Genomic DNA, 12,304 nt, shown 5'->3' with positions numbered 1-12,304 from the left:
ATGGGAGAGCAGACACAGGTAAAAAAACTGAATAAAAAAGATATTACAAAATCCATGTGGATCTATTATGCCGGCGCGGAACTTTCCAATTCCTATGAACGTCTGCAGAGTCTTGTATTCTGTGCGTCCATGACACCGGTTTTAAAGAAGCTGTATGATACCGATGAGGAACTGAGTGCAGCCTTAAAACGTCACCTGGTTTTCTTTAACACGGAAGGAATCTTCGGAGCCATCATTCAGGGAATTGCCATTTCCATGGAGGAACAAAAGGCCAATGGAGAGAACGTAACAGATGAGGCAATTACTGGTATTAAAACCGGACTGATGGGACCGCTTGCAGGAATGGGAGATGCAATTGTATGGGCAGCAATCATGCCAATCATCATTTCCATCTTTTTACCTTTTGCAAGCAGCGGTTCTGCACTGGGAGGCATTATGCCGCTGATCCTGTATCCGGCCATTACCATTGCAATTGCTTACTGGCTGATTCATAATGGCTATACATTAGGAAAAAAGTCTGTGGTATCACTGCTTCATGGCGGCAAGATGAAATCCATTATTTTTACAGCAAATGTCATCGGTCTTACCATGATGGGGGCATTATCCGCAAGCTACGTCACCATATCAACACCTTTGAAGTTTGGTTTTTCCAGCGGAACGCAGATTGTGGTACAGGACATACTGAATACGGTAGCACCAGGTCTGCTTCCTCTGGCAGCCGTGTTTATCATCTATTTTTATCTTAGAAAGAAAGGACCGTATTACAACAGAATCCTGCTTACAGTCGTGGCAGTATCTGTCATTACTTCTCTGCTTGGAATTCTGTAATGGTCTTAAGGAGTAATCATGGAAAATATATACAGTAAAAGCGGTCTTCAGGCCGTGATTAATGCTTCCGGAAGAATGACAAAGCTGGGTGTTTCCACCATATCGAAAGGTGTGGGGGAAACACTGGTGGAGGCAGCCGGCAACTATGTGGTAATTGACGATCTTTATGTCTATGCAGGCAGGAGAATCGGAGAGCTTATCGGAACTGCTGATGCCTGTGTTACATCCAGTGCCTCTGCCGGAATCGCACTGGCAGTTGCTTCTTTAATCTGCGAAGGAAATTTACAGAAAGTAAAGCACCTTTATGACCTTCTGCCTTCTGTTACGAAAAGGGAAGTTATTATTTTAAAGGGGCATAACGTGGACTTTGGGGCACCGGTTGCAGAGATGGTACAGATTGCCGGAGGGAAAATCGTTGAAGCGGGATATGCCAACGGAGCTTCTGTAGAAGATATTGAGCAGGCAGTAACAAAGGATACGCTGGCAATTCTTTTTGTCAAATCCCATCACTGTGTTCAAAAGGAAATGCCAGAAGCCAGATCTGTGATTGAGCTGGCAGAACGTCTTGGGATTCCATGTATCGTGGATGCGGCAGCAGAAGAAGATTTAAACATCTATGCAGCCATGGGTGCGGACTTTGTATGCTACAGCGGTGCAAAAGCCATTGAAGGCCCAACCAGCGGTTTTGTTGCCTGTAAAACAAAGGAACTGGCAGATAACATGAGACTCCAGTACAAAGGGATCGGCAGAGCCATGAAGGTAGGAAAAGAGTGCACCATGGGACTTATAACGGCAGTGGAAGAATACGTTGCCGGAGGAAAGACAAGTCCTGTCTCCAAAGAAGAGCTGGAACGGTTTGCAGCATGTGTAGGGGAGATACCAGGCTGCAAAACATCAATTATTAAGGATGAGGCAGGAAGAGATATATTCCGCTGTAAAATTGATTTTAATCCCCAGCAATACGGGATGAATGCCAAAGACGTGGTAAGAGAGCTGCAACGGGGAGATGTAGCCATCTTTACCAGAGATTATCAGGCAAATATCGGTTCCATCGCAATTGATCCCAGGCCTTTAAACAGTGAGAAAGAACTGGAAATCATTGAACAGAGGCTTAAAGAGATTCACAAATCAGTAAATGGAGGGAAATAGAAGATGGAAGGATTAAATTTTTACAAAGGAAGAGTCTGTTTAAACTGCCTGACTAATTCCGTTGATAATGCCAAGGCAATTTATGAGGCTGCCGAGGGTCATGTTGCAGTCGGGATTTTGTCGGCAAATTATCCGAATGTGGAACATGCAGTGGAGGATATGAAACGATATCAGGAAGCGGTAGACAATAATATTTCCGTTGGTCTGGGTGCAGGTAACCCCGGACAATGGAAAGCAGTTGCAGAAATATCCGGACAGATTAAGCCAAAACACATCAATCAGACCTTTACGGCAGGCGGATATACCAGAGCCAAAACGGGAGAGGGACCATTTTTAAATTCCATGGTTGCACCCTGTGGTAAAGCAGGTTATGTTAAAATCTCAACGGGTCCGCTTTGTAAGGATATGGAACCGGCAATCGTTCCGGTTAAAACTGCAATTGCAATGGCAAAGGAGCAGGGAGCCGATTCCTTAAAGTACTTTCCCATGGGCGGCCTGAAGGTAAAAGAAGAGTTTGAAGCAGTTGCCACAGCCTGCGCAGAGAGCGGATTCGGGCTGGAGCCAACCGGAGGAATTGATCTTGATAATTTTTCCCAGATCTTAAAAATCGCGGTTGATGCAGGAGTGGAACACATCATTCCTCATGTATATTCTTCGATTATTGAGAAAGAAACGGGAGCAACGAGAATATCCGATGTTGTGAAACTTTATGATATGATTCGTGAGATTTTAGATTAAATAAAAGCTGTTTTCCTGTCTGTGAGGCGGGAGAACAGCTTTTTTAGTTTCATTCATTTCTGTATTCACTGGGACTGATCCCATAAACATGCTTAAAAGTTTTGCTGAAATGAAATGGGTCAAGGTAACCGGTCAGCTGGCTTATATCCGCAATGGACAGATCCGGATTGCGCAAAAGCTGCCTTGCAATATTCAATCTGTAGTTTCTTAAATATTTGGAAGGTGTAATCTCTGTGTATTTGAAAAATATTTTGCTCAAATAAGGCACAGAAAAACCAAATTCAGAAGCCAGTGTAGTGAAATCAATCTGAGTCTGATAATTCTTGTGAATGTATTCTTTTATCAGTTCCACGATTTCTTTTGCCCTGTTTGAGGAATGAAGGAGTGTAACGGAGTCAAATCGGTCCAGGGCAGCCAGTAACTTGGTTTCCAGGGCAGCCAGTGTCTTTTCCAGTTCGTCATAATTGACTGGCTTCAGTAAATAATTGCTCACCTCGTACCGGAGTGCTTCCTTCGCGTATTCAAAATCTGTATATCCGCTGATAATCACACATAAGATAAACGGATATTTTTCGTGTATATTTCTTACTAACTCAAGTCCATCCATTTCCGGCATCCGTATGTCTGTGAAAATTACATTGGGCAGATGTTCTTTCGCCATATTTAGTCCTTCCAGACCATTGGTTGCAATGGCTGTCACCTCAAAAGCGGGATTTAACTGTTCGATTCTTCTGGCTATATTTCTGGCAATTAAGGCTTCATCTTCAACAATTAAAACAGAATATTTCAAGGGATCATTCCTCCTATGACAACAATGGCTCCATGGGGTACATTGTTGCTCAGTCTAAATATATGATTGCCGTGGTAGAGAATTTTAAAACGAATGTAAATATTCATCAGACCCATCCCGTCTATTTCCAGATTGGGCAGAACGCCGTTTTTCTCTATCAGGTTAATCTGGTTTTGCAGTTTTTCCAGGTCTTCACTGGAAAAGCCAGGGCCATTGTCCCGGATCTGCAGCTCCCAATAGGTGTTGGTCATAATACCAAGAATTTTCACATTCCATGGTGGACTTGACTTGGTTGAATATTTGATGGCATTTTCCACGATTAACTGGAGGCAGAGTTTTGGAAGCCGGACCTGATGCATTTTTTCCGGTATGTCAAATTCGAATTGAAGAGAGTCACAGTACCTCACCTTCATGCATTCCAGATAATCACTGGTATGGTCAAGCTCATCTTTTAAAAGAACCAGCTGTTCGCTGTCGGAGGAGATATAACGCAGGATTCTGGAAATGGTCTGACACATAAGAATAATCTCGCTGTTCATGTTCTCGTCCGCCATTGCCTGTATGGTTGCCAGAGAATTGTAAAGGAAATGAGGGTTCATCTGCGCCTGCAGCGCCAGCATTTTTGATTGCATGTCACTGTTTTGAAGCTGAAGTTCCCGTTCCATTGATTTCCTTGCTTTTCTCTGCATTTTTAACAGAGCCTGATATAAGGTGTTCACTTCTGTGATGCCAATTTCCATGTCCTCAAATTCCGTTGTGTCTTTTTCTTCCCCTGTCAGCTGGAATGCACGTACCTGATGGTAGATCTTATAAAGCGGAGTGGCAATTCTGCGTGAAATCAGATAAGACACCATAACGGTTATGAGCATGACGGTAAACAGAAGAATAAAAGCTGTGTTTAAGTATTGATGAACCGGCTGCATCAGCATACGGTTATCAATAACAAGTGCTGTAGTAAAACCGGTATAGTCAGATGAAGAAAAAATGATGTATTTATTCTGGGATTTTAAATATATAGGATTTACCCCGGAGCTTTTGGCGGGGGTGTTTTGCTGGGTCTGTATCAGTTTGTAATAGCTGTCTGGTGTTCCGGAGCTGTCAGTCGTATAGATGGTCTTCCCTTCCGGACTGAAAATGTATACATCTTCCTGATACGGGCTGTTAAAGGTATTTACTGTATTTGCTATACTTTTAAAGGATTTCTTTACCTCTACAATCCCCTGCGGGACATTGAGCGGGCTGTAATACAAGCGGCAGAGTGATATAAAATAATTATCACCCGAATACGAATAAAAGCGACCGAGAGTGTCGTCTTTATCACAGTAAATAAATTTCTTTCCCTTCGCCTCAACCACCTTACTGCACCAGTCTTTTTCACTCACCCGCTCCTTTGATGCATGATTATCAAGGCCCACTCCAAATTTACCGTAATCAAGGGAATAAAGGTAAGTCTGATCGGCAGGAGAATTGGGACCGATCATGGCGATAATCAGGTCAAACAGGATTTTCGTGTTATTAATATTTTCATAAATCTCATTTGAACTTAAGGTGTTGTCCTGATAATTGATGTAGATACCAAATTTCTCTTTGATCAGGTTGGAATAAATGATATTCTGAGATACAGTATCAAGGTCGTGTATGACGGAATCAAAGCTGCCCATAATCATGGCAGCATTATTCTGAAGGGAAGAAAAGGCATTTACCTTGATCTTGCCGGTTTCACTAAAAACTGTGTGAACCGTAAATGCCAGGATTACTGCAATGAATAAAGCAGTATAGGGAAGAAAAAGTGTTGACATTATGCTGCGTTTTTTAATTATCTTTGTTTTATTCGCTGCCATTTTAAGCCCTTCCTTCCTGCGGTTTGTTCTGTTGGTTAAAAATATACATGAAAACAGATCAAAATGTTCATTCAAAAATGTCTATATTACACTATATAATACAGATAACATGATAAAAGTCAACATTTAATTTTGGGGAGGTATTTTTTATGAAGTTAAAAAAGTTAGCTGCATTCAGTCTGGCTCTTGTCGCTGCCCTTTCATTTTCAGGCTGTTCAAAAGAGGAAAGTGCTCCGCAGAAAAGTTCGGCTGCAGGAGAAAGCACGTCTGCGGAAGCGAAGACATCTGCTGCGTCGGAAAAAGGTGGAGTTACGCTTTCTTTTATGGCCAGCCAGGACTGGATTCAGGATGCAGAAATTGAACTGTCCAAGAAATTCACGCAGGAAACAGGAATCAAGGTTGATTATCAGATTATTCCATCGGACCAGTATGTGAATCTTCTGATGACAAAGTTAAACACCGGGGAGTGTACGGATATTTTCGGAGCACAGAGCGGTAAATTTGATATTAAAGCACAGATCAATGTGGAAAAAAATGCGGTGGATTTAACCAAAACCTCATGGGGAAGCCAGGTGGAACCATTGGTGGCTGATCAGTTGTCTGTAGACGGAAAGCTTTATGGTCAGCCGATACAGGACGTATCTTCTGTATGGGCAATCGGTTATAACAAACAGATTTTCAAAAAGCTGAATCTGGAGATTCCCAAAGATTATGCAAGCTTCCAAAACGTGTGCGATACCATTAAGGCAGCAGGAATTACTCCGATTTATGAGTGTGTGTCAGATGGCTGGCATCATACATTATGGCTGCCTGAGGCAGGTGTTGAGGCTGAAACAGCAGAACCTGGAATCGTTGATAAATGGAACAGCAACCAGGCGCCTTTCAAAGGAAATGCAACCCTGATGACAATTCTGGACCAGATAAATGACATGGTTGCCAAAGGTTACTGGGGAGAAGACTATATGTCCAATACTTATGCTGATTCAGCAAAAAACATTGCATCCGGTAAATATGCAATGACAGTTGCAAACCAGGGATTCGGAGTGGAAGTAAATAAGGTTAATTCTGAGATTGCGGTGGATGACATTGGCTATTTCGTAATTCCGCTGGCTGACAATCAGACATTAAACGTGAACCCGGCAGGTCCTGCAAGATTTATATTCAGCGGTTCCAAGCATGCAGCTGAAGCACAGCAGTACTTAGAATTCCTTGCTAAGGAAGAAAATCTTAAGTACCTGACTGAAAATGTAGGTAAGTTCAACAAACTGCCATTTAACAACGCCCCCAGCATGTATACGGATACGATTCAGGATTTTTATAACAGATATGATAAAAAGGGTACTGTAATTCAGACAGCTGTAAAATATGTAAATCCACAGTGGAGTGAGATGGGAGCAAACCTGTCAGCCATGATTGTGGGAGAAATGACCCCGGAGGAAGTTCTGGCATCCATTGATGAAGTGAGAGCACAGCAGGCAAAGGCAGCAGGCGATCCCGCCTGGAAATGACAGCATGGAAGATCAGTTGAAAGAGAGTGAATACAATGAATAGAAAAAAGATATATCCTACGTGGTTTGCAGCTGGGGCATTGCTCCTGTATTCGGTGTTATTTGTCCTTCCGGGAGTGATTGGAATCGGTTATTCTTTTACAGACTGGTCATCTTATTCAGATCAGCTGAAATTTGTGGGGCTGGAAAATTTTAAGACTGTATTTTCCGCTGACGGAAATTATCTAAAGATTATGAAAAACACTCTGGTATTCACTCTTGGAACAACTGTTATAAAAAATATACTGGGACTTGCGCTTGCAGTTCTGCTTACAAAGTCCATTCGCTTTTTGAATTTTCACCGGGGTGTTATGTTTATGCCCTCTGTATTATCCACTCTGATACTGGGTATGATTTTCACTTCTATTTTAAATCCGTCAACCGGATTATTAAACACATTTTTCAAAGGTATCGGCCTTGTTGGTCTTGCAAAACCCTGGCTTACAAGTCCCGCATACGCATTTAAGTCGGTAATGGCAGTAGATATCTGGCGGGGTACGGGATACATTATGACGATTTTAATTGCCGGAATCCTGTCTATCTCTTCGGATTATTATGAGGCTTGCAGTATCGACGGTGCCTCCGGCTGGCAGAAATTCCGGTTTATCACGCTGCCGCTGCTTTTACCAACTCTGGCGACAACTACTGTTTTAAATGTGATCTACGGTCTTAAGGTCTTTGACATGATCTATGCATTAACAAATGGCGGTCCGGGAAAGGCTACCACAGAGGTTCTTTATACAGCAGTATTTAAAAAATTCGGCACTGGTCAATATGCCATAGGTACGGCTCTTTCATCCGTTATGTTTTTATTTATGGTGTTTATCGGATTCTTTATGATCCGTCTGATGACGAAAGACGAGGTGCAGGAATAATGAAAGCAAAAAAGAAAGCCGCAGCTGCAGCAGTAAATGCAGCTGCGTGGATTATAACAGCAATATGCCTTGTTCCCATGCTTTTAATATTGTTAAATTCTTTTAAAGACAGTCTGGGAGCGTCGGAGATGAATCTGAAGTTTCCGGCACTTCCCTTACAGTGGAATAATTTTCTGGTAGTAATTGAAAAGGGAAAGCTTCTTACCTCATTTATGAACAGCTGTATCTATTCCGTAGTCAGTGTGTTCCTGTGTACCTTGCTTGCATCAATGGCTTCTTATGTATTCTCAAGGAACCGTTCCAAATTAAACCGTTTTCTCTATCTTTACATGGTACTCGGTATCACCATGCCAGTTAACTATGTGGCATTGACAAAAGTTATGATGTTCCTTACACTAAATAATACAAGACTTGGAATTGTGCTTTTGTATACGGCAATGCAGCTGCCATTTTCAGTATTTCTGATTCATGGCTTTGTGGCAAAGCTGCCGGCAGAACTTGATGAAGCCGCCGTAATTGATGGATGCTCACCGGTGAGACTGTTTGTATCAGTCATTCTTCCGCTATTAAAGCCTGCGATTGCCACAGTGATTGTGCTGACCTTTTTAAATACCTGGAATGAATTTGTTTCACCACTGTATTTTTTAAGCAGTTCTTCAAAATGGCCAATGACATTGTCCGTATATAATTTTTTTGGTATGTATTTTAAAGACTGGAATCTGGTTTGTGCAGATATTCTGCTGACCAGCCTTCCGGTAATCCTGGTATATTTGCTGGGACAGAAATATATTGTATCCGGTATGACGGCCGGAGCAGTGAAAGGATAAGGGTATGTCAGAGAATAAAAGCGGGGCGGTTGTGATCGAAGCAGGGGGAGTGACCCTGACTTATGGGAATATTGCATCAGATATTATCCATTGCAGTTGCAGCAAAGATGGGAGAAAGCAGGTAACTTCCCCTCTTGGAATCCATCTGCCGGAGCAGGGAAAACTGGATTACGAGAGTACAGAATCCGTTTGTCTGCTGGGAAATGGGCGGATGAATGCGAAGGTTGACATAAAAACTGGGGCGGTATGCTGGACTCTTGCCGATACGGGGAAGCTGCTTTTTGAGGAAGCCGGAAGGGAACTGGAGGAGATTCCTGTTTTTCGCTATACAGTAGGTGGAGAAAGTGCTGATGTTTCACGGGTAAAAACTGTGGATGGAGAGAGAAACTTTGTAAATAATCTGGTTTCTCAAAAGGTGCGGACTGCTTACCGGGGAAAATTGTATTTTAAATGGCAGGATAAGGAACGAATTCATGGCCTGGGACAGGGAGAGGAAGGTATCTATAATTATAGAGGAACTACTCAGTATCTGTACCAGCATAACATGAGGAGTCCGATCCCATTTTTCGTATCAGACCAGGGCTACGGCATATTATTTGACTGCGGGTCTTTGATGACGTTCAATGATGATTGCCGGGGATCTTACGTCTATTTGGATACCATTGATCAGCTTTCCTACTATATTATACAGGGCAATAATCTGGATGAAATAATTTCAGGTGTCAGAAGGCTGACCGGTCAGGCCCCCATGCTGCCCAAGTGGTCTTTTGGGTATATTCAGTCAAAAGAAGCCTATCATACCCAGGAAGAACTCATTGCTGTAGTAAATGAATACAGAAAAAGGAAAATTCCAATAGACGGAATTGTACAGGATTGGAATACCTGGGAGAATGGAAAATGGGGGAATAAGATTCTTGATAAAACCCGTTATCCGGATTTTAAGGCAGCAATAGAAGAGCTTCACAGGAAACACGTTCATGTAATGGTTTCTGTATGGCCCAATATGAGTTCTGACGGAGAAAATTACGAGGAGTTTAAAAAAGAGAATCTCCTTTTAAATGATTTCTCCACCTATGACGCGTTTAACCCTGAAGGAAGAAATATGTATTGGAAGCAGCTTGATCAGGAACTTTTTTCGGCAGGTGTGGATGCGTGGTGGTGTGATTCCACAGAGCCGTTTAGCGGACCTGACTGGAGAGGCAGCTATAAAAAGGAGCCATGGGAGCGTTATCTGATTGTTGGAGAAGAACATAAGAAATATTTAGACCCAGGGGAAGCAAATCTGTACGGTGCCGTTCATGCCGGAGGAATCTATGAGAATCAGAGAAACAGCTGTGAGGATAAACGGGTATTAAATCTCACCCGTTCCGGCTATGCAGGTTCACAGGCTTATGGCACTGTACTCTGGTCAGGGGATATCTGTGCAACATGGGAAACATTTCGAAAGCAGATCCGGGAAGGGCTTAATTTTTGCATGAGCGGGCATCCTTACTGGACTTTAGACGCAGGCGGATTCTTTGTGGTAAAGGACAACTGGAAAAAGCGTGGCTGTGGCTGTCATAATGATCCCGAACCTAAATGGTTCTGGCAGGGCGGATATGAACTGGGAACAGAAGACAGGGCGTACCGGGAGCTTTACGTCAGATGGATGCAGTTTAGCTTATTTCTTCCTATGTTCCGTTCTCATGGAACTGATACTCCAAGAGAGATCTGGAATTTCGGAGAGCCTGGAACTATGTTTTATGATGCACTGGAGAAATGTATCCGTCTGAGATATCAGCTTTTGCCATACACCTATTCTCTGGCAGGAAAGGTGGCGCTTCATGATTACACCATGTTCCGCAGCCTTCTGTTTGACTTTCCGGAAGATGAAACTGCCTGTGAATTGGGATCCCAGTTCATGTATGGGGACTCTCTGCTGGTTTGTCCTGTTACAGATCCCATGTATTATGAGTCGGAAAACCGCAGCTTAGAGACGAAGAAACAGTGGAACTGTTATCTCCCCTCTGGAGTAAGCTGGTATGATTTTCAGTCCGGTGAGAAATACGAAGGCGGGCAGTGGGTTACAGTGGAAGCCATTCTTGACCAGATACCGGTATTTGTACGGGAAGGTGGGATTATCCCCATGGAGCAGGGGCTAGAGTATACCTTAGAATCCGTAAATACCCCATTTGAATTCCATATATATGAAGGAAAAGATGGAGCTTTTGAACTGTATGAAGATGCAGGAGATGGGTATGAATATGAGAGCGGAACGTATAACCTGATTCCGGTTTCATGGAACGATGCTGAGAAAGAGTTGTGTGTGGGTGAAAGCAGCTTTGTATTTGATCAATCCATATCCGGGCGGATCTGTGTCGTTCATACTTCATCAGGAAAAATGAAAACCTTCTCTTATAATGGTAAAGAGATAAAAGTTAAAATGCAGGATACAGATTCTGAGGATGAAACCTGCTGAAATAATATGGGAAAAACCGGAGACATGCACTTTGTTCACGTGTACAAGTCTCAGGTTTTTATAATGATTTTTTATGATTTAATAGAATATACCATTAGTTGAAGCTCTTTTGAAGTTTCTGGTTTTCCATAATAATTGGAATAGGTTTGCATTATCTTCATATTTCTGGCCTCTAAAATTCCATCCAGTTCTTCATGAGAATAGAGCCGGATTGTGTCACCACGGAGGATTTCCGGTTTAACCAGGGGGTCTCCATAAGAAATAGTTTTACCCCCATAAAGCATAATTTTCTTTTCCGGGTTCCATTCAAAACTGGATAGAGAAAGAGCGTTCTCACCTGCTTCCCAACTGGTGGCTGGAAAATGTAATTCTGCATATTCCGCATTACACAAATCCATAAAGTGTTTACCACCGGGTTTTAATGCATCTGCTATCACATCAAAAATCTTTAAATTTTCACTATCGTTTTCCAGATAACCAATGGCACCATCTGCTAAGTTTAAGACAACATCAAACTCCTGATTAAATTTAAGATTACGAATATCTGAAAGTATGAACCGGGCGTTTAAACCCTCTTTCTTTGCTGTAATTTCTGCATCTGTGATATAATCTTTGGTAATATCCACTCCGACAACCTGAAATCCTCTTCTTGAGAGTTCCAGACTGTGCCTTCCAAACCCACAGGCCAGATCAAGGATTCGTTGATCTTTTCTTAAGTCTAATGTTTTAATAATAAAATCAATTTGCTGTTTTGTGTCCTCCACCCATGAATGATTTTTTATATCCAGGCTCCATATTTTTTTATACCAGTCTGATTCTTTTGCTACCATCTATAGTTCCTCCAAATTTTTAATTGCCGGCATCATTATTTTAATTTAAAAAATAGAAAATTAGTAGACTTGAATTAAAAAATATGGTATGATGGATAATAGAGTGCGGCTATATATAGAATACTTGTATTGTGCATTTTCGACAAAAACATACAGGAATTTTATCAGATTTGTATATAGATCTCCATAGGTATCCATGATATACTGTACCTAGAAAATAGATGTGTAGTTTGTGACTGGTAAGGCAGGCAAGATCTACAGGGTTAATATCACATGTTAACAGTATGTGGTAAGTGGTCCTGATGGCTTGTCTATTTTTTTTATCTGAAGGGGCTTATGAAGATAGAGAAGGTTCTGAATAATAATATGGTATTAGCTTATAATACTGAGGGAAAAGAGGAAAGCAATCGGCTTTGGTAAG

General features: G+C 42.0%; 11 protein-coding genes. 8 read left to right on the top strand and 3 right to left on the bottom strand.

Annotated elements, in window-relative coordinates:
• The 3 genes from BXY41_RS15890 to dagF are packed head-to-tail and all read left to right on the top strand — an operon-like array spanning position 1 to position 2,715.
• The gene (locus tag BXY41_RS15890) at positions 1-828 is read left to right on the top strand and encodes a PTS system mannose/fructose/sorbose family transporter subunit IID (protein WP_104437840.1); all 828 of its coding nucleotides are present in this window, start codon (positions 1-3) and stop codon (positions 826-828) included.
• Between the two features lie 18 nt (positions 829-846).
• Positions 847-1,977, top strand: a complete 1,131-nt coding sequence (locus tag BXY41_RS15885) for a DgaE family pyridoxal phosphate-dependent ammonia lyase (protein WP_104437839.1) — start codon at positions 847-849, stop codon at positions 1,975-1,977.
• A 3-nt stretch (positions 1,978-1,980) separates the two neighbouring features.
• Positions 1,981-2,715 (top strand): 2-dehydro-3-deoxy-phosphogluconate aldolase, encoded by a 735-nt coding sequence (gene dagF / locus BXY41_RS15880; protein ID WP_104437838.1) that lies wholly within the window; start codon positions 1,981-1,983, stop codon positions 2,713-2,715.
• A 49-nt stretch (positions 2,716-2,764) separates the two neighbouring features.
• On the opposite strand, the gene BXY41_RS15875 is transcribed toward dagF, so the two are convergent.
• Together BXY41_RS15875 and BXY41_RS15870 are read right to left on the bottom strand one after the other, a co-directional pair.
• Positions 2,765-3,505 (bottom strand): response regulator transcription factor, encoded by a 741-nt coding sequence (locus BXY41_RS15875; protein ID WP_104437837.1) that lies wholly within the window; start codon positions 3,503-3,505, stop codon positions 2,765-2,767.
• On the bottom strand, positions 3,502-5,346 hold the full coding sequence (locus BXY41_RS15870; protein ID WP_104437836.1) for a cache domain-containing sensor histidine kinase: 1,845 nt from the start codon (positions 5,344-5,346) through the stop codon (positions 3,502-3,504). Before BXY41_RS15870 ends, BXY41_RS15875 begins: the two co-directional genes overlap by 4 nt.
• Before the next feature lie 149 nt (positions 5,347-5,495).
• On the opposite strand from BXY41_RS15870, the gene BXY41_RS15865 reads away from it, so the two are divergent.
• Genes BXY41_RS15865 through BXY41_RS15850 form a run of 4 tightly spaced genes read left to right on the top strand, consistent with a single transcriptional unit; the run spans position 5,496 to position 11,053 of the window.
• Entirely contained in the window at positions 5,496-6,854 is a 1,359-nt protein-coding gene (locus BXY41_RS15865; RefSeq protein ID WP_104437835.1) for an ABC transporter substrate-binding protein, read from the top strand.
• Positions 6,855-6,889: 35 nt separating this feature from the next.
• The gene (locus BXY41_RS15860) at positions 6,890-7,768 is read left to right on the top strand and encodes a carbohydrate ABC transporter permease (protein WP_104437834.1); all 879 of its coding nucleotides are present in this window, start codon (positions 6,890-6,892) and stop codon (positions 7,766-7,768) included.
• Positions 7,768-8,595 (top strand): carbohydrate ABC transporter permease, encoded by an 828-nt coding sequence (locus tag BXY41_RS15855; protein WP_104437833.1) that lies wholly within the window; start codon positions 7,768-7,770, stop codon positions 8,593-8,595. Before BXY41_RS15860 ends, BXY41_RS15855 begins: the two co-directional genes overlap by 1 nt.
• Before the next feature lie 4 nt (positions 8,596-8,599).
• Positions 8,600-11,053 (top strand): glycoside hydrolase family 31 protein, encoded by a 2,454-nt coding sequence (locus BXY41_RS15850; RefSeq protein WP_104437832.1) that lies wholly within the window; start codon positions 8,600-8,602, stop codon positions 11,051-11,053.
• Between the two features lie 71 nt (positions 11,054-11,124).
• On the opposite strand, the gene BXY41_RS15845 is transcribed toward BXY41_RS15850, so the two are convergent.
• On the bottom strand, positions 11,125-11,883 hold the full coding sequence (locus tag BXY41_RS15845) for a class I SAM-dependent methyltransferase (protein WP_104437831.1): 759 nt from the start codon (positions 11,881-11,883) through the stop codon (positions 11,125-11,127).
• Between the two features lie 336 nt (positions 11,884-12,219).
• On the opposite strand from BXY41_RS15845, the gene BXY41_RS27500 reads away from it, so the two are divergent.
• The gene (locus BXY41_RS27500; RefSeq protein WP_432765520.1) at positions 12,220-12,303 is read left to right on the top strand and encodes a CAT RNA binding domain-containing protein; all 84 of its coding nucleotides are present in this window, start codon (positions 12,220-12,222) and stop codon (positions 12,301-12,303) included.
• Position 12,304: the final 1 nt, after the last annotated feature.

Source organism: Lacrimispora xylanisolvens (genome assembly GCF_002934545.1).
In the GTDB taxonomy this organism is placed as follows: domain Bacteria; phylum Bacillota; class Clostridia; order Lachnospirales; family Lachnospiraceae; genus Lacrimispora; species Lacrimispora xylanisolvens.
This window is presented reverse-complemented; position numbering and strand designations above follow the sequence as displayed.